A 24,642-nucleotide genomic window follows, 5' to 3' on the forward strand; every position below is an offset into this window, starting at 1 on the left:
GGCGAGGTGGGTCACCGACCCGCCTCGCCCCGGCCCCGTTCGCGGGCTCACAGCGCGTCGCTCAGCGGCGTCTTTTGTGCTGTGCTCCTGCCGTTCGCGGGCTCACAGCGCGTCGCTCAGCGGTGTCTGCTGGGCTGTGCTCCTGCCGTTCGCGGGCTCACAGCGCGTCGCTCAGCCGATGTCCGCCGCGCGGACGCGCTCCTGGCGGGCGACGGTGTCGCGGCCCTCGATGATGATGCGGCGCAGCCCGAAGGGGGCTTCCTCGGCATCGGCGAGCCACTGATCGGCGGCATCGAGCACGGCCTGACCGCCATAGCTGTGCGGGAAGTAGCCGCCCACGAGGCGGGTGGCGATCTCGTTCGAGCGCTCCTTCCACACCTGGTCGATCATCGAGAAGTAGCGCTGTCGGTAGGGGGCCAGCAGCGACTCGTCGACCACTCGGCGGAATCCCTGGATCACCGCGGTGACCGACTCGTTGGCCAGGGTGTCCTTCTCCACCGTGCGGCGCCAGGCCTTGGCCTTGGAGACCTCGGTGGGCAGCGCCGCCTTCGCGGTGAGCGCATGCTTCCGGCCGGACTGGGTGTCGTCGGCGGCGAGCTGCTCGTCGATGCCGGCGACGTCGATCCCGCCCAGCACCGCGAGGGCGATCACGAGCTTCCAGCGCAGATCGGTGTCGATCTCTCGGCCCGGCAGGGTGACCGTCCCGCCGAGCAGCCCCTCGAGGGTGTGGCGGTGCTCCTCGGTGCGGGCCAGATGCGCGAAGCTCTCGACGAACTGCAGCTGGGCATCGGAGCCTGCCTCAGCCGCGACCGCGAGCTCCCAGACGGCGCTCGCGGCGGCCTCGGTGCGCTGGGCCCGCTGGTCGACGGCGGCATAGGGGCCCGCGACGGTCTCCAGCTGCTGCAGCAGGGTGCGCACCACCGAGGAGGAGTCCTCCCCGGTGAGGTTCGCGAGGACCAGCTGCTGGTAGCGGCGGCTGGGCAGCTCGCCGTCGCGGACCATGTCCCAGGCGGCGGACCACAGCAGGGTCCGTGCCAGGGAGTCGTCCAGATCGCGCAGGTGCTCCATCGCGACGGCGAGGGACTTCTCGTCGAGGCGCACCTTCGAATAGGTGAGGTCACCATCGTTGAGCAGCCACAGGTCGGCGCGCTTCCCGGTCAGCGCGGGCACCTCGGTGAGCTCCCCGTCCACGTCCAGCTCGACGGACTCGGTGCGCACCAGCGCCCCGTCCTGGAGCGAGAAGCCGCCCACCTGCAGGCGGTGCGGGCGCAGGGTCTGGTGCTCCGCCGGAGCGGTCTGGGAGATTGCGAAGCGGGTCACGGCACCGGTGGCGTCACGTTCGATCACCGGGCGCAGCGTGTTCACCCCGGCGCGCTGGAGCCACAGCTCGGCCCAGCTGCTGAGGTCACGGCCGCTGGTGGCCTCGAGCTCGACCAGCAGATCCGTCAGCTCGGTGTTCCCCCAGGCGTGCTTGGCGAAGTAGGCGCGGACCCCGGCGAAGAACTCCTCCCGGCCCACGTAGGCGACCAGCTGGCGCAGCACCGAGGCGCCCTTGGCGTAGGTGATCCCGTCGAAGTTCGTCTCGACGGCTTCGAAGTCGACCATGTCGGCCACCACCGGATGGGTGGAGGGCAGCTGGTCCTGCTGGTAAGCCCAGCCCTTCTCCGACAACGCGAAGGTGGTCCAGGAGCCGGTCCAGCGGGTGGCCTCGGCGCTCGCGAGCGTGGAGGCGTACTCGGCGAACGACTCGTTCAGCCACAGATCGTCCCACCAGCGCATGGTGACCAGATCGCCGAACCACATGTGAGCCAGCTCGTGGAGGATCGTGAGGTCGCGTCGCTCGCGCACCGCGTCGGAAACCTCGGAGCGGAAGACGTACGCCTCGACGTAGGTGATGGCGCCGGGGTTCTCCATCGCCCCCATGTTGTACTCCGGCACGAAGATCTGGTCGTACTTGCGGAACGGGAAGTCCTGGTCGAACGCCTCCTCGTAGAAGTCGATGCCGGCCTTGGTCACGTCGATGACGTTCTGGGCGTCGACATGCTCGGCGAGCGAGGCGCGGGCGAAGACGCCCATCGGGATGGTCCGGCCGTCGCGGGTGGTGATCTCCCCGGTGCCGCCCTGGTAGTTCCCGGCGATCAGGGCGAAGAGATAGGTGGAGATGCGCTCGGTGGGCTCGAAGGCCCAGGTGGCGATGCCCTCCCCGGCGGGGGTCGAGGCGGGGGTGGGGGAGACGGAGATGACCCGCCAGTGCGCCGGGGCGGTGACCGTGAGCTGGTAGGTGGCCTTGAGATCGGGCTGCTCGAAGCAGGCGAACATGCGGCGCGCATCGGAGACCTCGAACTGCGAGTACAGGTAGACCTCGTCGTCCACCGGGTCCACGAAGCGGTGCAGGCCCTCACCGGTGTTCATGTAACGACCGGTCGCCAGGATCCGCACGGTGTTCGCGCCCTCGCGGAGCGCGGGCAGGCGCACCCTCGCTCCGTCGAAGTGCGAGGCGGGATCGGACAGCAGCTCACCGTTGAGCTCGATCTCCTCGACGGATGCTGCGATGAGGTCGACGAAGGTGTCTTGGGCGGAGGTGGACGAGAAGCGGATCGTCGTCTCGGTGAGGAATGTCCGCTCGTCGGTGGTCAGATCAAGACGGATCTCGTAGGAATCGGTGCTGAGGAACGAGGCACGGCTGCGGGCCTCGTCGCGAGTGAGGTTCTCGGATGACATGGGCTCCATCCTGCCACCGACCCTGCATGCCTCGGAACTGAAGCGGCTCCCTGTGCTGAAGCAATCCTGCTCAGCGCTGCGTCAGGTCCAGATCCCAGGTGTAGTGGGCGGGCAGCGTGGGCAACGGCCACTTCGGATCCGGGAAGAAGTACTCATAGCCCGCCGAGAAGGGGTAGGTCCAGTCGGCGATGTGCTGTTCGGCCCGGTGGCCCGCGGCGCGGATCGAGGCGATCTCCTCGGCGGAGAAGTACCCGGTGCGCTCCGCGCCTTCGAGCTCGTCCTCGTCCTTGTAGTGCCAGTCCCGGCGAGGCAGCACCACCAGGTCCAGCACCAGGTCCCGGGTGCAGATGCCCTCCGCGGTGCGCTCGTAGGGCGTCTCGAGGTTCACGTAGTAGCAGCCCAGCGAGCCGTCGTCCTTGTAGAACAGCCAGATCGAGTAGGGGGAGTCCGGCAGCCCGATCATCAGGATGCCGTTGCCGGTCCACAGCTGCTTGGACTGGATGCGGGGCGCGGTGAACATGCCCTCGTCCCCGGCACGGCGCAACGCTGCACCGGATTCCAGCACGGGCAGCAGCACCTCGGTGCCGGGCGCGATCCAGACCACAACACCGCGGTCATCGTCCAGCACGACTGTGCCGGGGCGGACGGTGCGGGTGGGGTGCTGTGGGGTGTAGTAGGTCCAGGTCACCTGGTCGCCGGGCGACCAGCGCGGGGTGGAAGACATGGTGGTGATCCCGGCCGGATCGGCCTCCACGGACGCCCCGTACCGACCGGCCACCGAGCCGGGGCTGCACTGCCCGTGAAGGGGTAGGCGTATGGAGCGACCATACCGCCTCCCTCTCCGCGGGAGGTGCGGCGCGCCGTCAGGAGGCCAGGGGTGCGCTCCGCAGCTGCGAGGAGGGCAGGGGCGCGCCGCGCAGCTGTGAGGCGAGGGGGCAGTCGAACGGGTCCGCGTAGCCCAGGCCCACCTTGTTGAGGTAGCCGATGATGACTCGGTAGGAGGCGATCAGGTTCGTCTCGGTGTAGATGATGCCGCGCTCGGCGCAGAACTCCCGGACGATCGGCCGCACCTTGCGCAGGTTCGCCGAGGGCATCCGCGGGAAGAGGTGGTGCTCGATCTGCAGGTCCAGCCCACCCATCGCGATGTTCATCAGGCGACCGCCGGTGATGTTGCGGCTGGTGAGCACCTGGCGGCGCAGGAAGTCGACCTCCATGCCCTGCGGGATCAGGGCCATGCCCTTGTGGTTCGGGGCGAAGGAGCCACCCATGGTGATGCCGAAGACGGCCAGCTGCACGGCGAGGAACGCGGCACCGAGGACCGGCCCGAGGGTCACCAGGACGATCACGGGGAAGCCGATGATCCGGATGAGGACCAGGGTCAGCTCGAACGCACGGTGCTTGACCTTCTTCTGACGCAGCAGCGAGGAGATCGCCTCGTAGTGGAGCACGAAGGCGAACAGGCTCAGCAGCGGGATGAAGGCGTAGCCCTGGCGGCGGAGGAGCCAGCCCATGAACCCGGTGCGCTCCTGCGCGTCGCCGGGCACGAACACCAGCCAGCCGGGGGCGATGTCGCCGTCGCGGCCGATGGTGTTGGGGTGGGCGTGGTGCTTGTTGTGCTTGCGATTCCACCAGGCGATGCTGAGCCCCACCACGAGGTTCCCGATGATCCGGGAGAACCATTCGTTGCGGCGGCCGTTGGCGAACACCTGCTGGTGCGCGGCGTCGTGGCCCAGGAACGCGGCCTGGGTGAACAGGACCCCGAACAGGACGGCGACGGCCAGCTGCCACCAGGTGTTCCCGAGGGTCAGCAGCAGGGTGAAGGCGCCGGCGAACACTGCGGCGAGGATCGCGGTGCGGACCATGTAGGAGCGCACGTTCCGGCCCATCAGTCCTGCGGCCTTGACGCGCTCGGAGAGCTCGAAGTAGTCGCGGGTGTGGTCCGCAGCACGGTACTGAGCGGTGCTGGGAGCGGTGCTGGGCTCGACAGTGGTGGTCATGGTCACGACGTTACGAGGCGCGGCGGTGCGGCGCGTCCCTCGTCGGAGCGAACTTCCACCCCCTACCCGGGTAGGGGGTCGGCCAGCGGGATCCGTGCTCGCAGCAGGAAACCACCGGCCGGCGTGGGCCCGCTCTCGACGGTCCCGCCGAGGGCGCCGACGCGCTCCCGGGTGCCTACCAGCCCCATCCCGGCCCCGGGGAGCGGGTCGTGCAGGACAGCCGACGGCGGGGGAGCCTGGTTGCGGACGCTGATCTCCAGAACGCCGCCGAGACGGAGGATCCGGACCTCTATCGCCGCGCCGCGGGCATGCCGCAGGGCATTGCTCAGGCCCTCCTGCACCACCCGGTAGGCGGTGAGGCCGGTCGTCGGCAGGACTTCGACGTCGTCGAGCTCGGCACTGATCTGCGCGCCCGCGCTGCGGCTGGATTCGACCAGCTCCTCGATCTGGGAGAGGCCCGGCATCGAGACTTCCGCGATCGACTCGTCGGTGCGCAGGATCGTCAGCAGCGAACGCATCTCGCCCAGCGCCTGGCGGGCCGACCCGGCGATGTCCTCGAACTCGCTGACGGTCTCGGCATCGAGATGCTGCAAGCGGTACTTCGCGGTCCCCGCCTGCACCGTGATCACGGACATCGAATGCGCGACCACGTCGTGCAGCTCGCGAGCGATCCGGCCCCGTTCCTCGAGCTCCCGGCGGCGACGCATCTCCTCCACGCTCACGCTCTGCGCCTGCTCGGCCTGCCCTCGAGCCAGGATCCACTGCCGGGCGGTCAGCCCCAGCAGGACCACGCCGCCGCTGATGGCCACCAGCACCACCCCGTTGGTCGTCACCGCGCGCAGGGTCCCTTCCGGCAGCTTCGCCGGGTCGGTCACCAGCAGCACCAGCAGGGTCAGGATCGCTCCTGCGGACCACGCCGACAGTGCCCAGTACCAGCGATGGAAGATCGCGAGGACGGCCAGGGTGAGGCAATGGGCCAGCAGCGCGGTCACCGGCCATGGCCAGGGCGCTGTCCCGTGACCGGGCGCGGTCACCAGCAGCACCGCGAGCGCGGCAACAGCAGAGAGCGCGAGGCCAGCCCAGGGCCAGCGGGCTCCCAGCAGGGCTGCGGCGCCGGCGGCTGCGGAGACCACCATCGCCGCCGCAGGATGCACCTCGTAGACCACGGTGGTGACCGGCCATCCGACGACCACCAGCACGAAGGCGAGGTAGGCGATCGTCATCCGGCTCCACGCGTTCTCGCGCAGGCGGTGGTCGGAGGCGGCGAGCGGGGAGATCCTGGCCGCCCCAGCAGGGACGCCCCCGGGGAGGCGGGCGCCGGGGGCTGCACCACCGAGCAGGGATGCGGTGACTACCGCGTCGAGGCGGGCCAGCAGATGCACGCCGGCAGGGAGGGTCAGCGCCAGGATCAGACCGGTGACCGCGGCCAGCGCCCACTGTCCCGGCACCTCTCGGGTATCCGGAGGCAGCAGCCGTCCCCATGCCCAGTGCGTGAGCCCGCTGAGCGATCCGAGGATCCAGAGCAGGGCGAGCGTCCCGGTGAGTGCGCGCACCGGCAGGGCGATCAGCCCCTCGAATCCGAGGTCGAGCCACCGGCGCGGATCGGTGACGCGGCGCAGCGGACCGGCGGCGCCGGGTCCCGCCGGTCGGTATCGCGGGGTGGAGACCTCGAGTCCCCAGCGGAGGAGCCGAGCCCGGTCCCAGCGGGCGAAACCGGATGCCAGGGTCAGCGTCAAGGGCAGCAGCAGGACGCCGATCCAGAGGACCGCCAGAGTGGCGGAGACCGCGGTGAGCGGGACCAGCACCAGCACGGAGAGCAGAGTCAGCCCCAGCCCGGAGAAGAGCAGCGCCAGATCGGGGCCCAGCTGGCGCAGGCTGCGCCGGTCAGGGACCAGGAACATGGCGGGGACCTCTCATCGAACGGGGATACGGTGTGCTCATGGAACCCGCTGCGCACGACACCCTCCGGGTGCTGGTCGTCGATGACCAGTCGATGATCCGCGGCGGCTTCGAGGCTCTGCTGAACGCCCAGGACGGGATCGAGGTGGTCGGCACCGCGGACGATGGTGCCGGGATCACGGACGTGGTCGCGCGCACCCGTCCGGATGTGGTGCTGATGGACATCCGGATGCCGCACGTCGGGGGGCTCGAGGCGACCCGTGAGGTGCTCGGGATGCCGGGGACACCGCCGAAGATCATCATGCTGACCACTTTCGATGCGGATGAGTACGTCTTCGCGGCGCTGCGGGCCGGAGCCAGTGGATTCCTGCTCAAGGATTCCACACCCCAGGAGCTGGTCCACGCCGTGCGCGTGGTCGCCGCGGGCGAGTCGCTGCTCGCCCCGCGGGTGACCCGTGCGTTGATCGCGGATTTCGTGGCTCGTCCCGAGCGGCCCGATGGCGCTGATGCGAGCCTGTCGGTGCTCACCGAGCGGGAGCTGGACGTGCTCCGGCTGGTCGCCCGCGGGATGGCGAACCGCGAGATCGCCGCGGAGCTGGTGATGGCGGAGCAGACGGTCAAGACGCACGTCTCCCGGGTGCTCGGAAAACTCATGCTGCGCGACCGCACCCAGCTGGTGGTCGCCGCCTACGAGTCGGGACTGGTGCGCCCCGGCGACTGAGTCGAGAAGTCACCCGGCGCGTCAGCTGACGGGTGAATGGCCTGAGCGGGGTCAACCCAGCGCCGACCACAGCAGGACACCTGCGCTGACGAGGCACAGCGCCGAGATCACCAGCAGCAGCACACCGGTCCACGACGCCCGGGCGCGACCAGGAGTCGGAACCGGTCGCGCCGGCGCAGGGGGCAACGGTGATGACTGCGCGTCGGCCCAGGGCGCACCGGGGTTCTGCGCGGTGCCGTGCAGCTCCATGGACTGCGGCCCAAGGGGCTGCGGCATCGCAGGACTCCGCCTGGTCGGGTCGTGCAAGAAGCGCTCTGTGGTGTTCCCCGATGAGCCTGAGCTGCCCGCAGAATGCTGCGGCCGCACGGCCTGCCTCTGCTGCGCTGGCGGCGCCGGAGGAGCGGCGGCGGACGATGCCGCGGGTGGCGAGCTGGCGGACCGGGACAGGGCGCTCAGCCGTTCGTGGAGGCCCGGCGCCAGTCCGGCCAGGCTGCCGGGCCCATCGAGGGGGACCTCCTGCAGCGAGTCCGACGCCTCGATCCGGTCGGTCACCTGGACGAGGGCCCCGTTCGCGGCGCGGGACCAGGAGCCTGGCGGGGAGGACGGCAGCGGGATCCGGTCCCTGGCCTGTGCCGCCTCCGGTCGCGCTGCCGGCTCGGGGGTGAGCATCTCCTGCAGCAGCTGCGCGAGCGGCCGGGCAGCCGGGTCCGCACTGGCGGCGAGCACGTCGTGCGCGCGCTCGGGGAGCTCGGCGGGCAGCAGCCGTTCCCGGGGCCGCGGTGGTGCGAGGGCCTCGAGCGCGCAGGCCGCGGCGGCCCACACATCCTGGGATGCCGAGGTGCCCATCCCTTCGAGGACCTCGGGTGCCATGAAACCGGGGGTGCCGTGCCGGAATCCCGTCTCCGTCAGCCGCACGTCGGTCTCATGCAGGGCGATCCCGAAATCAGCGAGCAACAGGTGGGGGGAGCCGTCCGCGGTGGGCTCCAGCAGCAGGTTGGCGGGCTTGACGTCGCGATGGACCCAGTTCGCCTCATGCATCGCCGCCAGTGCGTCCAGCAGCTGGCGCAGCAGCTGAGCGACCAGGCTGGGCGACAGCGCACCGTGCTCCGCGATGGCCCCGGCCAGCGTGCCGCCATGCGACAGCGGCATCACCAGCACGATCGTGTCGTCCTCCGCGACCCAGGTGTACGGAGGGAGCAGGTGGGGGTGCTGCCCGAGCCCCTGGGCGGAACCGACCGTCTGCTCCCGCACGAAGCGCAGCACATCAGCGCCGTCCCGCTGCCGCATCACCTTGGCTGCGCAGACCGCCCCGTAGCGGCGGTCGATCGCACGCCACAGGGAGCCCGAGGCACCCCGGGCGAGGGGAGTGAGCAGTTCGATTCGACCAGCGATGACATCGGACATGATGGACGTCATGCTAGGGCACCCCGCCCGAGTCGGTCGGCCCGAAAGCGCAGGATCTGGCACTCTGTCCTCTGAACAGTTCCACCTCGCCGAGCTGGCCCACTCCGCCCACCGACCTCAGGAGAACGCATGAGCCGCACAGCGCGCGACCGCGGTGCACGGGGCGCCGGTGCCTGGGGTTCACGTGCCGGGGGAGCCGGTGCCCGAGGTGTCCTCGTCCCTGCCCCCGGGATCGCCGTGCTGATGCTGGTGGCGGCTCTCCTGATGTGGGGAGGGCTGCCCGCGGCGTGGGCCGAGCCGACGGACGAGCCGGCCGCGGTGCCGGATTTTGCCTATCAGGCCGTCGGACCGGCGGTCGCCGGCGCGGGCTCCCAGGCCCAGGCGCCGTTGCTGCTGCCCGGGGTCCACCTGGACACCTTCGCTCTCGGAGCCCAGCGCGACGAGGACGATGCCGGCACTTCGAAGTACTACCGCATCGCGGTGGGGAACGGGCAGCGAGTGCACGCCGCGGCGACGATCGCCGCCGCGCCCTATGCCGACGGGGTACCGGGGAGCGGAGGCGAGTTGGGTCTGGGCGTCACCTTCCTCACCGCGGGCGGGGATGCTTGCGAGGACAGCGGGATCGATGACGTCGGTCAGGGGCGGACGGGCGACGGTCCGATCACCTCGACCGCCATCTCCGGCGTGATGAGCTTCGATGGCTGCGCGGGTGATGAGCTGTTCCTGCAGATCACCCGCAGGGGACCACGAGCGAACGACAGCCCGCTGCCGGTCGAGATCCAGATCGCCATCGAACCCGCCGGGGTGGGCGGCGGCGCTCCGGCGGTCACCGAGGAGATCGAGGATGCTGGCGCCGCTCCCGTGCCGCCAGCCCAGGACGAGCCTTTCGAGGCCGGTCGCTCCTTCGCGACGGCGCCCGAGGTCGACCCTGGTTCCTACGTCATGGAACTGGATCCGGGGGAGGTGGGCCTGGTGAGGATCCCTGTCCAGGAGGGGCAACGCCTGCGCTGGCGCGTCGAGGAGACGTCGCAGCCCGAGGCCGCCGGCGAGCTCGCTCTGCGGGTCACCAACGCCGTCCGTGGGCAGGTGACCGTGGGCGGTGGCAGCTGGCGGATGAACCCTGCTGACCGAGTGGCGGGAGGGGGCATGACCACCCCGGTGGATCGTGGGAACCGCAGCTCCGAGCTGTCCTCCGTCGCCTCGGCGTGGCTGCCGGGCATGCACACGGTCAGCCTGCAGAGACTGCAGCGCCCTGCCGATGCGGAGCCGGCCGGCGACGAACCGGTCACCGTCGTGCTCACGCTCGAGGTGGAGGGCGACCCGGCCGAGGACGCGCCCGAGGGATCGGTGCTCGAGCTCGGGCAGACCACCCTCGAGCACGGTCCCCTCGCGGTCCTCGGCATCGACGCCTCGTGGGGCCAGCTGGTCAAGTTCGGCGGTGCCGGGATGCTGACGGTGCTGGGACTGCTGGCAGGCATCGCGGGCGTGCTGGTGCTGAGGCTGCGCCGGCGCTAGAGGTGCCGGCGTCAGAGGGTCTGAGCATCCAGGCGCCAGCAGCTTCGCCTCCTATGGCCTAGCTGCTCCACGCCTCCCAGAGGCGCGCATAGTCCCCGCCCTGGGCGACCAGCTCATCATGGGTGCCCTGTTCGACGACCGCGCCATCGGCCATCACCAGGATGCGATCGGCGATCCGTGCCTGGGAGAGCCGGTGCGCCACGATGATCGTGGTCCGGCCCTGAGCCACCTCGAGCGCAGCCCGCTCGAGCACCCGGGCCCCGGAGGAGCCCTCGTCGGCCGTGGCCTCGTCGAGGATCAGCACCGCGGGATCGCGCAGGGCGATCCGGGCCAGGGCGAGCTGCTGGGACTGCTCGGCGGTGAGCCGGGCACCCTTCTCACCCACCTGGGTGTCCAGGCCCTGGGGAAGCCGGTCCACCCAGGTGAGCGCATCGACCCTGCCCAGCGCCTCGCGCAGCTCCTGATCACTCGCCTCCGCGTCCGCGAGCTTCAGGTCCTCCCGCAGCGTCCCGCGGAACACGTGGACGTCCTGGCTCACGATCGAGGCGTGGGACCTCATCGCCTCGAGGTCGGCGCGCACGAGGTCCGCACCGCCGTGGAGAACCCGGCCGTGGCGCGGCTCGAGGGTGCCGGCGAGGATCGCGGCGAGCGTGGACTTGCCGGCACCGGAGGCACCCACCAGCGAGATCGTCTCCCCGGAGGCGATGTCCAGGTCCAGCGGCTGCAGGATGATCCGTTCGACGCCCTCCTCGTCGGAGGTGTACGCATGGGAGACCTGCTCGAGCCGGATCGATGCGTCGCCGGGGCGTTCGGTGCCGGGGGAGGCGGCCGGGTCGATCGAGGTGATCACCCCGACCATCCGGGCCAGGCTCGCGAGCGCCGACTGCACCTCATCGAGATTGAAGATCACCGACATCATCGGCCAGAACAGGGTGACCAGGTAGATCGCAGCGGCGGTGACCAGACCGATCGGCGCCCCACCGACCTGCACCATCACGAAGCCCAGCAGGAGCACCATTGCCAGCGCCAGGTTCTCCGGCACGTTCAGGCCCATCACCAGGCGGCTCACGAGATACATCACGCGCATGTTCAGCACCGAGGCGGTCTCCGAGAGCACCGCCACATGGCGGGTCTCGCGCCGTTCGATGCCGTAGGCATGGACGGTGGGGATCCCATGGATCGCCGAGAGTAGGCCCTGCGCGCGGGCGCCCATCGCGATCCGCTCCCGCCGATAGATCGGGGCGGTGCGACGCAGGTACCAGGTCGCGGCGAGCACGTACATCGGCACGATGATGACCACCATCAGCAGCAGCCAGGGCGACAGGGTCGCCATCCCCACCAGCGTGATCACGACCAGGAAGCCGAGCTGGATCAGGTTCGGCACCAGGTTGTTGACCGCGCGCGCGGCGACGTCGACGTCATCGGCAACCCGCGAGAGGGCGTCCCCGATGCCGGTGCGCTCCATCGTCTGCGCGGGCAGGTCCAGCGCCCGATCGATGACGTCCTCGCGCATCCCGGCCAGGATCCGCTGGCCCAGCGCCGAGATCATCGCCCAGCCGAGCGCCATGAGCACGGCCTGGAGGATGCCGACGCCCAGGATCTGGCCGCCCAGCATCCACACCTGGTCCTTCGACTCGCCGTCGACGACCACATCCACGGCCGCGCCGATCAGCCGCGGCAGGAATGCCGCGGCGACCGCACCGCCGATCGTGATCAGAAGGGTGGCCAGTGCCGAGACCCAGTGCTCCCGCAGCCGGGCCGTGATGAACCGCAGGGAGGTGCGCGCGTCGGCGATCGGCAGCAGCTGCGCATGCTCGGCGAGCTGCCGGCGTGCAGTGGCGTCGTCCCCCAGCACCTCGTCCAGCGGGCGCTTCCAGTCGATGTCGCTCATCGTCGCACCACCTCCGCATAGGCCTCGATCCCCATCAGGTCGGTGTGCGCGCCCTCAGCGGCGACCGCTCCGTTCTGCATGAACACGACCCTGTCCGCCTCGCGCAGCAGCGCCGGTGCGCGGGTCACCAGCAGGGTGGCCCGGTCGGTGCGACGGCGCGCGGCGATCAGCGCCTCGGCGATGTTCTGCTCGGTGACGGCGTCGACTGCGGTGGTGGGGTCGTGCAGCACCAGGACGGGTGCATCTGCCGCCACCGCCCGGGCCAGGGCGATGCGCTGGCGCTGCCCTCCGGAGAGGTTCGAGCCGCGGTCCAGGATGCGGGTGTCATAGCCGTCGGGCAGGATCCGCAGCAGATCCTGCGCGCCGGCGGCATGCAGGGCGTGGTCAGCCCAGGTGCCGTCGGCGCCGTCCGTGGTGCCTGCGGGCGCGCGGGTGGCCAGCTGTTCGCGCAGGGTGCCGTCGAAGAGGTCGACCACGTGCGGCTCGACCAGCAGCTCGGAGCGCAGCGTCAGCCGGTCGGCAGGCGTGATCGGCGTGGTTCCCACGCGCGCCCCGGCATCGACCCGGCCGCTGACCGCATCGATCGCGGCCTCCGCATCACGGGCATCCGCACAGGCCAGCGCGACGACCTCGCCGTCGGCGACGGAAAGCTGCGGTAGCTGCAGGCCACCCGCGGCGCCCCGACGGCCGACGTCGGTCCCGGCAGTACCGGCGGCAGTGCTGGCGACATCGCCGCGATCATCGCGCTGGACGGTGAGCACATCCAGGCCCAGCTCCGGATCGTCGACCGTGCGCCCCAGGTCCGTGTACAGATCCCGCACCCGTCGCGCCGAGGTGGACATGCTCGCCCACCACACCGGCGCGCCGGACAGCCCCTGGAGCATGCCCATCACGTAGCGGGCGACCCCCACGACCGCGATCAGCACTCCGAGGGCGAGGGCACCGTCGAGGGCGCGGAGCGCGGCGAGCACCACCACGGCGGCGAGCATGGTGCCGGTGACCAGGGTGGTCAGGCCGGAGGAGATCCCTGAGTAGCGGGCATTGACCAGTGCCGCCTGCAGCGCGATCTGGGAGCGCCGACGGTAGGTGGCCCGGGCGCGGCTCTGCACGCCCAGCCCCTGCAGCACCCGCAGCCCGTGGACCAGGTCGGTGGCGGTGGCGGCGGCCTCCGCGGCCTGGGACTGCTGATCGTCGTAGCGGGCGGACAGGGTCGGGGTGATCACCCGGATCACCACCACCATCACCACGATGCCGCACAGCATGGCCAGCCCCAGCCAGAAATCCGACACTGCCAGGTACACGGAGGCCGCGAGCACCGCGATGGCGGAGGGGACCACCCAGGGGAGCATGTCCAGCAGATCGGAGGCCTTGTCCGCATCCGACGTGGCGATCGAGAGCACCTCGCCGGCGGGGCGCTGCACCGCACGCGATCGAGGGTCGAGCACCGCCCCGGTCAGGCCTACGCGCAGGCGATGACGCTCGAACATGCACGCCTTCTGCGACTGCAGGAACGTCCAGGTCCACAGCAGCACGCCGAGGATCCGCATCGCGATCAGGCCTACTGCACCGAGCACCGTCAGCCGCAGATCCCCGGCCAGGACGCCGTGGTCGATCACCAGGCCCAGCACGATCGGCATCAGCAGCTCGATGCCCTCGGAGAGCGTCGCCAGCGGCAGCACCACCGCCAGCATCCGGCGATGGTTGCGGACGATCGAGCGCATCACCCCGGGCGCCGAAGCGCGGGGCAGAGCGGGGGCCGCGACGGAGGCGGGACGGGAATCGAGCACGCATTGATCAAACCCGTCCTCCCAGCGCAGTGCAATGTTTTTTGGCATGCAGGAGGTGTCGCCCCGGTCACCTCTATGACGTTTCCGCACAGGTCGACCGCGAATGACAGAATGGTGACATCGCCCCCGAGTCAAGGAGACCGTATGAGTGAGCGCACCGTCGAGCTGTTCGTCGACCCCGCCTGCCCCTTCGCGTGGATGACGAGCCGCTGGCTCGGCCACGCCGCCGAGGTCCGTGACATCACCCCGCGCTATTCCGTGATGTCGCTGGCAGTGCTCAACGAGGGCCGCGACCTCGATGCGGACTACCGGCGCAGCACCGATCAGTCCTGGGGCGCCGCACGACTGTCGATCGCGATCGACGAGGCCGAGGGGAATGCCGCGTTCGCCCGCTGGTACACCGCCTGGGGCGAGCGCTACCACGTGGGCGGGGACCAAGACGATCGCCGCCGCGTCGCGGAGCAGGCGCTGGCCGATGCCGGACTGCCCGCCACTCTGATCGAGGCCTATGACAACGTGCCCGGTGACGCCATCGACAAGGCCCTGCGCGCCTCGCACGAGCGCGCCATCTCTCTGGTCGGGGACGATGTCGGCACCCCGGTGATCTCCTTCGGGGAGGGCACCGCCTACTTCGGGCCGGTCATCTCGCCCGCGCCCCGGGGTGAGGATGCCGGGAAGCTGTTCGACGCGATGGAGGCCCTCTCCACCATCGACGGCTTCTACGAGCTCAAGCGCACCCGCACCGGCGGCATCGACTTCAGCTGACCCACCCCGTCCTCCGCGCCTTCCCACCCTCCCACCGGTCACCTCGGCCGGCGCCGCCAGCCCCTGCAGAAACCCCGAAAGCGAGACCCTCCATGCGCGTGCACATCGGCACCGACCACGCCGGATTCGACCTGAAGAACCGCCTGGTCGCGGTGCTCCAGAACAAGGGCCACGAGGTCACCGATCACGGTGCCCACGAGTACGACGCCCTCGACGACTACCCCCCGTTCTGCACCGACGTCGGCCTCGCGGTGGTCGCAGACCCGCAGTCCCTGGGCATCGTGATCGGCGGCTCCGGCAACGGTGAGCAGATCGCCGCGAACAAGGTGCAGGGCGTGCGGGCGGCGCTGGTGTGGAACGAGGACACCGCCCGCCTGGCCCGCCAGCACAACGACGCGAACGTCATCTCCGTCGGGGCCCGCCAGCACACCGAGGAGGAGCTGGAGTCGCTGATCGACATCTTCCTCGCCGAGCCCTTCCCCGGCGAGGAGCGCCACCAGCGCCGGATCGACCTGGTGGGCCTCTACGAGCGCACCGGCGGGTACGAGAAGTCCGCTGCTCCTGCTGCCGACTGATGCCCGAGGGTCACACCGTCCACCGACTGGCCGCCGCCTTCGACCAGGCCTTCGGCGGACAGCGCGTGCGCACCTCGAGCCCGCAGGGACGATTCTCCGACGCCTCGCAGCTGGACGGGATGGTGCTGCTGGGCGCTGAGGCGGTCGGCAAGCACCTCTTCCTGCCCTTTGCACCGACGGAGGACGTCGACCGCGACTCCCCGGCGGTTCGGCACGTCCATATTCATCTGGGGCTGTACGGCTCCTGGACCTTCGCCGGTGAGCCGGGCTTCACCGACGCTCACGCGATCGGCGCGCCGCGACTGCGGATCGGTGAACAGGAAGAGCAACTGGACGGAGAGGAAACGGGCCGCGGGGGCACCGCCGACTGGCGCCGCCTGGTGCCGCGGCCGACGGTCCGGCTGCGGATCGCCGGGCCGCAGGGCCTCGCGGACCTCACCGGGCCCACGGCCTGCGAGATCATGGACGCGCAGGAGCGGCAGACGGTCCTGGACCGGCTGGGCCCGGACCCCTTGAGGGCCGACGCGGACCCGGCGCGCTTCATCGGCGCCGTGCGCCGCTCCCGCACCACCATCGGCGCGCTGCTGATGAACCAGAAGATCGTGGCCGGGATCGGGAACATCTACCGTGCCGAGCTGCTGTTCCGGGCTCGCCTGGACCCCTTCGTGCCCGGGAAGGATCTGAGCACCGGGATGCTCGAGGAGATGTGGGAGGACCTGGTCGCGCTGATGACCTACGGCGCCCGCACCGGCAGGATCGTCACCACCCAGCCCGAGCACCGCGACCTCGAGGCCCGCATCGTCGAGCGCTCCCGTGGCACCCGCCAGAACGGGGACGAGGACCCGGACGTGATCTCCCGCGAGCGGTCCTTCTACGTCTACCACCGCCAGACTCTGCCCTGCCGGCTGTGCGGCACCACGGTGCGCTCGACGGATCTCGCCGCCCGGACCGTGTTCTGGTGCCCGCGCTGTCAGAGCGTCCGCAGCCGCCGCGCGAGCTGGAGCCGTGAGCACCCGGCGGCGCCCTGGGCGCTCACCCCCGGGAACGCAACCGAGGAAGCTGCATGAGCACCGCGATGCCCCCGCCACCCGCCGCGACCGCCGAGGGGATGCTCCCCGTCGGCGACGTCCACGAGATCTTCTGGGAGGAGTCCGGCACCGCCGAGGGCGTCCCCACCCTCTACCTGCATGGCGGCCCGGGAGGTCGGCTCACCCCCGGCTACCGACGGAACTCTCCCGCGGACCGGGCCAGGATCATCGGCCTGTGCCAGCGTGGCGCCGGCTGCTCCACCCCGTCGCCTGGGGTTCCCGGCCCGGTCGATCTCACGGGCCACACCACCGCCCACCTGGTGGCCGACCTCGAGGCGCTGCGTGAGCACCTCGGGATCGACGCCTGGATCGTGCAGGGCGTCTCCTGGGGCAGCACCCTCGCCCTCGCCTACGCCCAAGCTCATCCCGAACGGGTGCTCGGCGTGGTGCTGTTCGCCGTCACCTCCACCTCCCGGCGCGAGATCGAGTGGATCACCGAGGGAGTCGGCGCCCTCTACCCCGAGGCCTGGGACACGGTCGCCGCCCTCGCCGAGCACCACACCGGCTTCGACCGTCGCGACCACGGCTCGCAGCGGCTCCGACTCATCGAGGCGTATCGGCAGATGCTCACCGGAGCGGATCAGAACCTGGTCGACGACGCCGCCCGCGCCTGGATGACCTGGGAGGACGCGCACATCGGGATCGGCGGGGGAGGACCCTCCACCGCGCATGCCGGGGCCGGTCACGAGCCGATGACTGAGTACGAGCGCGGCTTCGCCCGTCTGGTCGCTCACTACTGGGCGCACGACGGGTTCGTCGCCGACTGGGCCGTGCCATGGGGCGGCGAGCCCGGCAGCGGCCTCCTCGGCGGGATGGCTCGGCTGGCGGGCATTCCCGGGGTGCTGATCCACGGGCGCCGCGATGTGTCCGGCCCTGCCCTGACCGCTTGGGAGCTCCACCGCGCCTGGCCCGGCAGCGAATTGATCATCGTCGAGGACGAGGGCCACGGCGGACCGCTGATGGTGGAGCACTGGCGCACCGCCGTCACCCGGATGGTCGACGCACAGCAGGTGCCGCCGCAGTAACCTTTCTGCCATGCCAGTTCCCGACCCCTCAGGTGCCGTGCTGCGCCACGCCGCGCTCGCCGATATCGACCCCTGCACGCTGTATCTGCTCGTCAAGCTCCGCCAGGACGTCTTCACCCTCGAGCAGCACGCGACGGATGCTGATCTGGATGGTCGGGAGCTCGACCCCACCACGACGCTCATGTGGCTCGAGCGTGCGATCCCGCGTGCCCCGGCCGCAGAGGTTGCCGCAGAGGTGTTGGGAGCTCCGGGTGAACCGGTGGCGCACCTGCGGGTGCTCAGGGAGCCCGGCGGCACGGTGCGGATCGGCCGGGTGGCAGTGCGCGCCGATTACCGACGCGGTGGTTACGGCCGTCAGCTGATGGCCGGGGCGCTCGCGCATGCTCGGGAGGTCGCGCCGAGGGCCGAGGTGCACATCGACGCCCAGGCCTACCTCGAGCAGTGGTACGCCGCGATGGGCTTCGAGTCCCTCGGCGGGCTGTTCATGGAGGCTGGGATCGAGCATGTGGCGATGGTGCTGCGGCCGGATCGCGGCTGAGGCGTCGGGCGCGGCGTTCGGGCAAGCGTCCCGTCCCTGCCTACTTCCCGCGCGACTCAATCTTCTCCCGCGACTCAGTCTTCTCCCGCGGCTCGGCCTTCCCCCCGTGACTCGATCAGCGCCACGATCTCCTCGCGCTCGAAATATCTCGCGGTCTCCAGGGCGCTCGGGGTGCCCAGCCCCGGATCGGCGCCAGCGCCGAGCAGGACCTCCGCGACCGCGGTGAAGCCCTTGAAGGCGACGCCCGCAAGCGGTGACTGACCGCGATCATTGCTCAGGTCCACGTCCGCCCCGCGGACGGCCAGCTCACGCACCAGCTCGGCATGGCCGTGATAGGCAGCGAGCATCAGCGGAGAGTTTCCGGCGCCATCGCGGAGATCCACCGGGGCGCCCTGGTCGATGAGCGAGAGCAGGGTCACGGAGTCGCCGTTGCGGGCAGCATCGAGCAGGGAGTGGGCCAGCTCGATCACGGCGTCATCGGTGGCAGAGTCGTTATCCGTCATTGCACGAGAGTACTGCGGGCCGCCAGAGGACGCCGCGGGCTACCATCCGCTCATGGAGGCAGAATCGAGTGAGCGTGCGGCGGGGACAGGGGCGCTGCGACCCCTCACGCCGGCTCTGGCGGAGCGCTACGGGGTGAGACCCCGGAGGCGAGTCAGTACGTGGCTGATCGGGGTGGCGGCGGTGCTTGCTGCCGGGGTCGCCATAGTCGGCGAGGCAGGAGCAGCCGGCGTGCTGGCCGCGCTCTCCTGGGCGCTGCTGCTGGCCTGGGCGGATCGGCGCGCACGACGGCCGCTGGTGTTCGTCCTCGGAGCTCTGCTCGCGATGCTGGTGGCACTGCTGCTTCCGCTGGGACGCCACCTGCCCGAATTCTTCGCCGACCCGCAATGGATCCCCTTTGCTGTCATCTACATCCTGTTCGCTTTCGGCGGCGTGATCCCTTGGATCGTGACGCCCGTGGTGACGTATCTGTGGTTCGCTCGCACGAGGCGTATTCGATAGCTCAGGCCTGCAGGTCGATGTGTCACGGGCCGGATGTGTCCTGGTCGTCCGTCGGTCTTCTCGGCAGCTCAGAGGCACAGGCTCGCGCAGCGCTCACCCCACCAGCATCTCCGCGAGCAGCGGCCATACGGCGAGCCCGAGCGCGATCGTGACGCCCAGCAGGTCCGCGCGCCGCAGCGGGCTCGGCAGCGCCCAGGTGCGGGTGGTCGCGGTCGCGAAGCCTCGTGAGTCCATGGCGAGGGCCTGCTGCTGGGCGCCGCGCAGGGCATCGACCAGCAGGGCCAGGGTGGCTCCGGCCAGCATTCTCGGGGAGGTGCGGGTGCCGATCCCGCGCAGCACCCGGGCATGGGTGATGATCTCCCACTGCCGGCCCAGATGGCCGGCGCGGACGAGCCCTGCGACCGAAGCGGCGATCATGCGGGCGGGCATCCGCAGCCTGCCTCCGAGGGCGTCGCCCAGCGCCGTGGGGTCCACGCTCCCGAGCGCCAGCACCCCGGGCACGACGAACACGGTGATGCGTGCGGCCTCCTTGGCGCCGAGCAGCCAGGCCTCGGCGGAGAGGGAGGGGGCGTCGCCCAGCAGAGCGGAGGTCCAGGCCAGGCCTGCGGCCGAGAGCAGGATCGGAGTCAGCCGCAGCAGACCCCCGCGCACGGACCGCACCGCAAGTGGCGCCAGCAGCACGATCGGGAGCAGGGCCAGGAGCCCGCCCTGCCAGGACTGCACCGCGAAGGAGCCGATCGCGGCGAGGATCCCGATGAGGCTCAGCACCAGCGGATTCAGTGCGTCGGCGGGAATCGTGCGAGCGCGGGGGACCGGGCCGATGGTGCGATCGGGGCTCTTGCTGCCAGATCCGCCGTCCTCAGCATCCGGCCCGCTCAGGCGGTGCTCGACGTCTCCCTGCGCGATCAGCTCTAGGTCGTGGGTGGCCGCCACCACAGCGCAGCCCTCGGCTCGCGCGGCGGCCAGCAGCTCGAGCACCGCCGCATGGCGTGCCGCGTCCAGTCCCACGGTGGGTTCGTCCAGCACCAGCAGGCGAGGCTTCTGGGCGAGGGCGGCGATGATCGCGAGGCGTCTCTGCTCCCCGCCGGAGAGGGTGTGGGGGTTGGCCTGGGCGAGGTCGCTCAGGCCCGCTCGCTCCAGGAGCTGATCGGCGAGCTGCTCGTCGCGTGCCCAGGGGGAGGCGAGCACCTCCTCACGCACGCTGCCGGCGACGAAGGAGTGCTCGGGGTTCTGGGGCACGAAGGCGACGTGCTCGGGCGCGGGCCGCTCCACGCTCCCAGCGGACGGGGCGGTCAGACCGAGCAGCGTGCGCAGCAGCGTGGTCTTGCCGCTGCCGCTGGGGCCGGTGATCACGCACAGCTCTCCGCTGCGCAGCTCGAGGGTCAGATCGTCGAGCACGGCCAGGCCGCCCCGCTGGGCATCGATGCCCCGCAGGGCCGCGATCACGGCGCCCTCGTGCTGCGCGCGGGGAGCCGAGCGGGTGGGTGCGGCGGGGGAGGCGGTCATGCCGGCTGCGATCTCGTGGGGCGGGCCGTCGGCCACGATCTGTGCCTGCTCACCGAGCACGATCAGGCGCTCCACGTGGTCCAGCCACGGTGCGAGCCGGTGCTCGGCGACCACCAGGGTGCGGCCCGCCGCGGTGGCCAGGATCGACTCGCGCACCGCAGCGGCGGTGGCTTCATCGAGCATCGACGTCGGCTCATCCAGCAGCAGCGCCGAGGGATCCAACGCGAGCGATCCCGCCAGGGCCAGGCGCTGCTGCTGCCCGCCGGAGGCATCCAGCGGCGCACGGTCGGAGGGGAGATCCACCAGCGCCGCATCGAGCGCCGCGGTGGTGCGGGCCTGGATCTCCGCACGTGGCAGGGCGGCATTCTCCGGGCCGAAGGCCGCCTCCCGGCCGACGGTCGCCGCGACCAGGGCGTCCAGAGGGTTCTGCAGCAGCAGGCCCCGCTCGCCGGGGCGGGCGGGGCCGGGCGCGCTGCCGGTCAGCTCTCCGGTCTCCTCGTCCAGGAGACCGGCCAGGGCCCGCAGCACGGTGGATTTCCCGCTGCCGCTGGCCCCGGCCAGCAGCACGCGCTGCCCGGCGGGGATCTCCAGGTCGAGGTCGAGGACGGTGGGCTCGGCCCGCGTGTACGGCTGCCAGGTGAGCCCTCGCAGGGACAGGTCCGTCACGCCCGGGCGTCGTCCGGTGCCATGCGCTCAGCCTGTGATCCAGCAGATCCTCCGGAGGGCGATGCGGCTCGTACCCGCTGGGCGCGCTCCCTGCCCGCCGGCATCGAGTCCAGAGCCCCGGTGGCGGCCAGGGCACGGCTGGCGGCCCATCCCAGCACGCCGCACAGCAGCGCCCCGGAGAGCAGGAAGAAGCCGAGCATCACGAGGGAGTAGGTCCAGCTCATCTCCTGGTAGTAGGCGAACTTCTCCCAGCCCCACTCCAGCAGGGCCGAGAGCATCCCGCCCAGCATCGCGACCGGCAGCGTGAAGCGCTGGTAGCGGAAGGCGAGGAACGCGAGCTCCACCCCGCCGCCCTGCATCAGGCCGGAGATCGCCGTGCCCCAGCCCCACTGGCTGCCCAGCAGCATTGACAGCACGGCGGCGATCATCTCGGCCAGCAGCGCAGCGCCGGGCTTGCGCACGATCAGGGCGGCCAGGACGGCAGGCAGGAACCAGATCCCGGCCAGGAGTCCCTCGGCGGGTTTGAAGGCTGCGGTGAGCGGCCCGATCAGGGTGTACAGCTGGCCGTACCCCAGGAATGCGACACCGAAGGCGGCGCCGATCAGAACCGTGACCAGCAGATCTACGGTGCGGAAACGAATCATCACTTCTCCTTCCTCAACGGAAGGGGCGTCCAGCACCGATGGTGCCGCACGGATATCCCGACTCCCTACGCCGGTGTGAGCCGGATCAGGTTCGAGGGTCTGCGCCTGGTGCGCACTCTCAGCACCGCTCGGTGCTCCCCTGTCAGTGGATGACAAGGAGCCACTCTACCCCAACGGGCGCCCTGACCGGGGCCGCGGGGGCATCACCGAGCAGCAGCCCCGGCGCCGTGGCGGCACCCGCTCAGAGGCGGGCGCGGATCGCCTGGTCGACGGCCTCGGCCGTCGCCTGAGGATCGACCGGCGAGATGATGAAGTGGGTGGAGCCGCGGCCGATGATCTCGACCATCAGGCCGGGCCGGGTGGCCATCACCCGGTAGGCGGCGCGCGGCTCGTCCACGGTGAAGACCTTCCGCTTCCCGACAGGGGTGAGCTCCTGGGCGTGGGGTGTGAGCACGGTGCCGCGCCGCCACCCGTAACCGCCGAGGGTCACCCCGGCGCGTGACGAGGGCAGCTCTCGCAGCTGCACGGTGCGGAACTCCGACAGCGGCCACGGCCTGCGCGGCAGGAAGCCGCCCAGGCTCACGGTGAGGCCGTGCTCATCCACGATGAAGCGCGTCCACTGCCCCATCCAGGTCCACACCGCCAGGGCGAGGAACAGCGCCGCCACCAGGAGAACTCCCGGCAGGCTGGAGCGCTGGGACATCAGCAGCACAAGGATCACGCCGAACAGCAGAGTGATCCCGATCCTGGTCCAGCCGATCCAGGAGGGCCGGGTGCGCCCCACATAGAACGGAGGTTCGGGCCTCACCAGATCGTCACCCGCTCCTCCGGCGCGCGGTACATGGCGTCACCCTCAGTCACCGCGAAGGCGGCGTGGAACTCCTCGAGATGGCCCACCACCGTGTTGCAGCGGAACTCCATCGGCGCATGGGGGTCCACAGCCAGCCGACGGATCGCCTCCTGGTCACGGTTCTTCCCGCGCCACACGGTGGCCCAGGACCAGAACACGCGCTGCAGCCCGGTGAATCCGTCGAGCTCGACGTCGATGTCAGCGGCGTCGTGACTTGCCAGGTAGGCCTTCACAGCGATCGAGAGACCGCCCAGGTCGCCGATGTTCTCGCCGATCGTCAGCGCGCCGTTGACGCGATGGGACTCGTCGAGATCACGGGGGGAGAGCTCGGAGTACTGGGCGATGAGCTGTGCGGCACGGGTGTCGAAGGCCTCGCGGTCCTCGGGAGTCCACCAGGAGATCAGGTTGCCGTCGCCGTCGTACTTGGAGCCCTGGTCATCGAAGCCGTGGCCCACCTCATGCCCGATCACCGCGCCGATCCCGCCGAAGTTCACCGCGTCGTCCGCCTCCGCATCGAAGAACGGCGGCTGCAGGATCGCGGCAGGGAAGACGATCTCGTTCCGGCCGGGGTTGTAGTAGGCGTTGACCGTCTGCGGAGTCATGTGCCATTCGGTCTCGTCGATCGGGCCGCCCACCTTCGCGTACTCGATGGCCGCCTCGAAGCGGCGGGAGGCGCGGGCGGTGGCCACCAGGTCGCCGGGGACGATCTCGAAACCGTCGTAGTCGCGCCACACCTCGGGGTAGCCGATCTTCGGCGTGAACTTCTCGAGCTTGGCGAGCGCCTTCTCGCGGGTCGCCGGAGTCATCCACGGGAGCTGCTCGATGGAGTCGCGGTAGGCGTTCATCAGCGCCTCGACCAGCTCGGTCATCCGCTCCTTGTGGGAGGTGGGGAAGTGGCGGGCGACGTATTCGCGGCCGACGGCGAAACCGGCGGTGCCTTCGACGAAGGCGACGCCGCGCTTCCAGCGCTCCCGCAGCTCCTCAGCACCGGAGAGCACGCGGCCGGAGAAGGCGAAGTTCTCCTCGACGAGTGCGGCCGGCCCGTAGGGCGCGTAGGAGGAGACGGCGTGGAGGGCGAGCCAGGTGCGCAGCACCGCGAGGTCCTCTCCCGCCAGCAGCTCCGCCGCGGCGGAGACGTACTCGGGCTGGCTCACGGAGACCACCTCGAAGGCCCGTGCCGGAGCACCGGTGCCCTCGATGTAGGCCTCCCAGGGGAAGGCGGGGGCGAGCTCGCGGCGCGCGGCGGAATCCATCGGGTTGTAGGACTTCTCCCGGTCGCGCAGACGGACCACGTCCACGTGGCAGCCGGCCAGGCGGGTCTCGAAGTCCATCACGGCGCGGGCGAGGTCCTCGGCGCCGCCGGCGACCAGCCCGTCCCTGCCGGGCAGCCCGGCGAGATCGCAGAGGCGGGCGAGGTGACCCTCGTACGCCTCGCGGATCTCGGCGTAGCTGTCCTCGCGGTAGTAGGACTCATCCGGCAGGCCCAGCCCGCCCTGATGGATCTTGACCTGGTAGTTCGTGGAGTCGCGGTCGTCGGTCCAGACGTAGGACAGCAGCGCCGAGGCCCCTGAGTCGGGGGCGGCCATGGTGCGGGTGATGGCCTCGAGGTCGGTGGTGGAGGTGATCGTGTCGAGCAGCTCGTCGAGCACCCCGAAGCCGGCCTTCTCGATCGCGTCGGTGTCCATGAACATCCGGTACAGGGCGCCCACACGGCCGTGGTCGGTGGTCGGGACCTCCCCGCTCGGTGCGTCGGCCGCATCCGCCGCCGCCTCCTCGATGATCTCCCGCACCCGCTCCTCGGAGAGATCCCGGAGGGCATGGAAGGCGCCGTCGCTCGAGCGGTCCGCTGGCATCTCGTGCTCGCGCAGCCACCGCCCGTTCACGTGGCCGAACAGGTCGTCCTGAATGCGGACGGACTCGTCGACCTGGTCCAGGGAGAGGCCCGAGAGGCGGGTCGTGGAGGTGGGGGCAGTGGTCATCATCGGCTCCTGCGAGGGGTGAGGGGTACGAGTGAAATGCGAAGTGCGGGGAAAGATGCTCAGGGAGCA

Annotated in this window: 20 protein-coding genes and 1 riboswitch; of the genes, 8 read left to right on the forward strand and 12 right to left on the reverse strand. The window is 70.8% G+C overall.

Going from position 1 to position 24,642, the window contains the following annotated elements; genetic code table 11:
* Positions 1-171 precede the first annotated feature (171 nt).
* From pepN to ACT3UF_RS14115, 4 genes are all read right to left on the reverse strand, one after another.
* Positions 172-2,721 (reverse strand): aminopeptidase N, encoded by a 2,550-nt coding sequence (gene pepN / locus ACT3UF_RS14100; protein WP_441444142.1) that lies wholly within the window; start codon positions 2,719-2,721, stop codon positions 172-174.
* A 70-nt stretch (positions 2,722-2,791) separates the two neighbouring features.
* The gene (locus ACT3UF_RS14105) at positions 2,792-3,445 is read right to left on the reverse strand and encodes a DUF402 domain-containing protein (protein ID WP_441444141.1); all 654 of its coding nucleotides are present in this window, start codon (positions 3,443-3,445) and stop codon (positions 2,792-2,794) included.
* A gap of 139 nt (positions 3,446-3,584) precedes the next feature.
* Positions 3,585-4,718 carry a fatty acid desaturase family protein gene (locus tag ACT3UF_RS14110; RefSeq protein WP_441444140.1) on the reverse strand — a complete coding sequence of 378 codons (1,134 nt, stop codon included), beginning with the start codon at positions 4,716-4,718 and terminating at the stop codon, positions 3,585-3,587.
* 62 nt (positions 4,719-4,780) lie between these two features.
* Positions 4,781-6,619, reverse strand: a complete 1,839-nt coding sequence (locus ACT3UF_RS14115) for a sensor histidine kinase (RefSeq protein WP_444601156.1) — start codon at positions 6,617-6,619, stop codon at positions 4,781-4,783.
* Positions 6,620-6,657: 38 nt separating this feature from the next.
* Here ACT3UF_RS14115 and ACT3UF_RS14120 point away from each other — a divergent pair, with 38 nt between their 5' ends.
* Positions 6,658-7,338, forward strand: a complete 681-nt coding sequence (locus ACT3UF_RS14120; RefSeq protein ID WP_441444138.1) for a response regulator — start codon at positions 6,658-6,660, stop codon at positions 7,336-7,338.
* A gap of 51 nt (positions 7,339-7,389) precedes the next feature.
* Here ACT3UF_RS14120 and ACT3UF_RS14125 read toward each other — a convergent pair whose 3' ends face one another.
* Positions 7,390-8,742: a serine/threonine-protein kinase gene (locus tag ACT3UF_RS14125; protein WP_442331707.1), complete on the reverse strand. Its 1,353-nt coding sequence runs from the start codon at positions 8,740-8,742 to the stop codon at positions 7,390-7,392.
* Between the two features lie 129 nt (positions 8,743-8,871).
* Between ACT3UF_RS14125 and ACT3UF_RS14130 the strand changes: the two genes are divergently transcribed.
* On the forward strand, positions 8,872-10,257 hold the full coding sequence (locus ACT3UF_RS14130) for a hypothetical protein (protein WP_442331708.1): 1,386 nt from the start codon (positions 8,872-8,874) through the stop codon (positions 10,255-10,257).
* Between the two features lie 58 nt (positions 10,258-10,315).
* Here ACT3UF_RS14130 and ACT3UF_RS14135 read toward each other — a convergent pair whose 3' ends face one another.
* Positions 10,316-12,148, reverse strand: coding sequence for an ABC transporter ATP-binding protein (locus ACT3UF_RS14135; RefSeq protein ID WP_444601157.1), 1,833 nt, complete (start codon positions 12,146-12,148; stop codon positions 10,316-10,318).
* Positions 12,145-13,935, reverse strand: coding sequence for an ABC transporter transmembrane domain-containing protein (locus ACT3UF_RS14140; RefSeq protein ID WP_444501746.1), 1,791 nt, complete (start codon positions 13,933-13,935; stop codon positions 12,145-12,147). The genes ACT3UF_RS14135 and ACT3UF_RS14140 overlap by 4 nt, the downstream gene beginning before the upstream one ends.
* 144 nt (positions 13,936-14,079) lie before the next feature.
* On the opposite strand from ACT3UF_RS14140, the gene ACT3UF_RS14145 reads away from it, so the two are divergent.
* The 5 genes from ACT3UF_RS14145 to ACT3UF_RS14165 all read left to right on the forward strand — a co-directional run bounded on the left by ACT3UF_RS14145 (position 14,080) and on the right by ACT3UF_RS14165 (position 17,926).
* The gene (locus tag ACT3UF_RS14145; protein WP_444601158.1) at positions 14,080-14,700 is read left to right on the forward strand and encodes a mycothiol-dependent nitroreductase Rv2466c family protein; all 621 of its coding nucleotides are present in this window, start codon (positions 14,080-14,082) and stop codon (positions 14,698-14,700) included.
* Between the two features lie 92 nt (positions 14,701-14,792).
* Positions 14,793-15,275 carry a ribose-5-phosphate isomerase gene (locus ACT3UF_RS14150; RefSeq protein WP_444601159.1) on the forward strand — a complete coding sequence of 161 codons (483 nt, stop codon included), beginning with the start codon at positions 14,793-14,795 and terminating at the stop codon, positions 15,273-15,275.
* A complete protein-coding gene (locus ACT3UF_RS14155) occupies positions 15,275-16,342 on the forward strand; it encodes an Fpg/Nei family DNA glycosylase (protein ID WP_441444131.1) in 1,068 nt (355 codons plus the stop codon). Before ACT3UF_RS14150 ends, ACT3UF_RS14155 begins: the two co-directional genes overlap by 1 nt.
* The gene (locus ACT3UF_RS14160) at positions 16,339-17,388 is read left to right on the forward strand and encodes an alpha/beta fold hydrolase (protein ID WP_444608393.1); all 1,050 of its coding nucleotides are present in this window, start codon (positions 16,339-16,341) and stop codon (positions 17,386-17,388) included. The genes ACT3UF_RS14155 and ACT3UF_RS14160 overlap by 4 nt, the downstream gene beginning before the upstream one ends.
* A 10-nt stretch (positions 17,389-17,398) precedes the next feature.
* Complete coding sequence (locus tag ACT3UF_RS14165) at positions 17,399-17,926, forward strand: GNAT family N-acetyltransferase (protein WP_345077883.1); 528 nt, start codon at positions 17,399-17,401, stop codon at positions 17,924-17,926.
* A gap of 74 nt (positions 17,927-18,000) precedes the next feature.
* On the opposite strand, the gene ACT3UF_RS14170 is transcribed toward ACT3UF_RS14165, so the two are convergent.
* Complete coding sequence (locus tag ACT3UF_RS14170) at positions 18,001-18,429, reverse strand: ankyrin repeat domain-containing protein (RefSeq protein WP_345077886.1); 429 nt, start codon at positions 18,427-18,429, stop codon at positions 18,001-18,003.
* A 52-nt stretch (positions 18,430-18,481) separates the two neighbouring features.
* Here ACT3UF_RS14170 and ACT3UF_RS14175 point away from each other — a divergent pair, with 52 nt between their 5' ends.
* Positions 18,482-18,928 (forward strand): hypothetical protein, encoded by a 447-nt coding sequence (locus ACT3UF_RS14175; protein WP_442331714.1) that lies wholly within the window; start codon positions 18,482-18,484, stop codon positions 18,926-18,928.
* 93 nt (positions 18,929-19,021) lie between these two features.
* On the opposite strand, the gene ACT3UF_RS14180 is transcribed toward ACT3UF_RS14175, so the two are convergent.
* From ACT3UF_RS14180 to ACT3UF_RS14195, 4 genes are all read right to left on the reverse strand, one after another.
* Positions 19,022-21,100, reverse strand: a complete 2,079-nt coding sequence (locus ACT3UF_RS14180) for an ATP-binding cassette domain-containing protein (protein WP_444608394.1) — start codon at positions 21,098-21,100, stop codon at positions 19,022-19,024.
* The gene (locus ACT3UF_RS14185) at positions 21,097-21,744 is read right to left on the reverse strand and encodes an ECF transporter S component (protein WP_441444127.1); all 648 of its coding nucleotides are present in this window, start codon (positions 21,742-21,744) and stop codon (positions 21,097-21,099) included. Before ACT3UF_RS14185 ends, ACT3UF_RS14180 begins: the two co-directional genes overlap by 4 nt.
* 45 nt (positions 21,745-21,789) lie before the next feature.
* Positions 21,790-21,895, reverse strand: a riboswitch (TPP riboswitch).
* A gap of 90 nt (positions 21,896-21,985) precedes the next feature.
* Positions 21,986-22,552 carry a hypothetical protein gene (locus ACT3UF_RS14190; protein WP_441444126.1) on the reverse strand — a complete coding sequence of 189 codons (567 nt, stop codon included), beginning with the start codon at positions 22,550-22,552 and terminating at the stop codon, positions 21,986-21,988.
* The gene (locus ACT3UF_RS14195; RefSeq protein ID WP_444501748.1) at positions 22,549-24,573 is read right to left on the reverse strand and encodes a M13 family metallopeptidase; all 2,025 of its coding nucleotides are present in this window, start codon (positions 24,571-24,573) and stop codon (positions 22,549-22,551) included. The genes ACT3UF_RS14190 and ACT3UF_RS14195 overlap by 4 nt, the downstream gene beginning before the upstream one ends.
* Between the last annotated feature and the right edge of the window lie 69 nt (positions 24,574-24,642).

Origin of the sequence: Brachybacterium sp. AOP24-D1-21 (genome assembly GCF_052378665.1) — a bacterium.
In the GTDB taxonomy this organism is placed as follows: Bacteria; Actinomycetota; Actinomycetes; order Actinomycetales; family Dermabacteraceae; genus Brachybacterium.

Excerpts from the sequence above, each read along its gene's own strand:
- ACT3UF_RS14115 (WP_444601156.1), bottom strand. The coding sequence starts at position 6,619 with ATGTTCCTGGTCCCTGACCGGCGCAGCCTGCGCCAGCTGGGCCCCGAT.
- ACT3UF_RS14165 (WP_345077883.1), top strand. The coding sequence starts at position 17,399 with ATGCCAGTTCCCGACCCCTCAGGTGCCGTGCTGCGCCACGCCGCGCTC.
- ACT3UF_RS14195 (WP_444501748.1), bottom strand. The coding sequence starts at position 24,573 with ATGACCACTGCCCCCACCTCCACGACCCGCCTCTCGGGCCTCTCCCTG.
- ACT3UF_RS14120 (WP_441444138.1), top strand. The coding sequence starts at position 6,658 with ATGGAACCCGCTGCGCACGACACCCTCCGGGTGCTGGTCGTCGATGAC.
- ACT3UF_RS14105 (WP_441444141.1), bottom strand. The coding sequence starts at position 3,445 with ATGTCTTCCACCCCGCGCTGGTCGCCCGGCGACCAGGTGACCTGGACC.
- ACT3UF_RS14145 (WP_444601158.1), top strand. The coding sequence starts at position 14,080 with ATGAGTGAGCGCACCGTCGAGCTGTTCGTCGACCCCGCCTGCCCCTTC.
- ACT3UF_RS14150 (WP_444601159.1), top strand. The coding sequence starts at position 14,793 with ATGCGCGTGCACATCGGCACCGACCACGCCGGATTCGACCTGAAGAAC.
- ACT3UF_RS14185 (WP_441444127.1), bottom strand. The coding sequence starts at position 21,744 with ATGATTCGTTTCCGCACCGTAGATCTGCTGGTCACGGTTCTGATCGGC.
- ACT3UF_RS14130 (WP_442331708.1), top strand. The coding sequence starts at position 8,872 with ATGAGCCGCACAGCGCGCGACCGCGGTGCACGGGGCGCCGGTGCCTGG.
- pepN (WP_441444142.1), bottom strand. The coding sequence starts at position 2,721 with ATGTCATCCGAGAACCTCACTCGCGACGAGGCCCGCAGCCGTGCCTCG.
- ACT3UF_RS14125 (WP_442331707.1), bottom strand. The coding sequence starts at position 8,742 with ATGTCCGATGTCATCGCTGGTCGAATCGAACTGCTCACTCCCCTCGCC.
- ACT3UF_RS14135 (WP_444601157.1), bottom strand. The coding sequence starts at position 12,148 with ATGAGCGACATCGACTGGAAGCGCCCGCTGGACGAGGTGCTGGGGGAC.
- ACT3UF_RS14110 (WP_441444140.1), bottom strand. The coding sequence starts at position 4,718 with ATGACCACCACTGTCGAGCCCAGCACCGCTCCCAGCACCGCTCAGTAC.
- ACT3UF_RS14155 (WP_441444131.1), top strand. The coding sequence starts at position 15,275 with ATGCCCGAGGGTCACACCGTCCACCGACTGGCCGCCGCCTTCGACCAG.
- ACT3UF_RS14170 (WP_345077886.1), bottom strand. The coding sequence starts at position 18,429 with ATGACGGATAACGACTCTGCCACCGATGACGCCGTGATCGAGCTGGCC.
- ACT3UF_RS14160 (WP_444608393.1), top strand. The coding sequence starts at position 16,339 with ATGAGCACCGCGATGCCCCCGCCACCCGCCGCGACCGCCGAGGGGATG.
- ACT3UF_RS14175 (WP_442331714.1), top strand. The coding sequence starts at position 18,482 with ATGGAGGCAGAATCGAGTGAGCGTGCGGCGGGGACAGGGGCGCTGCGA.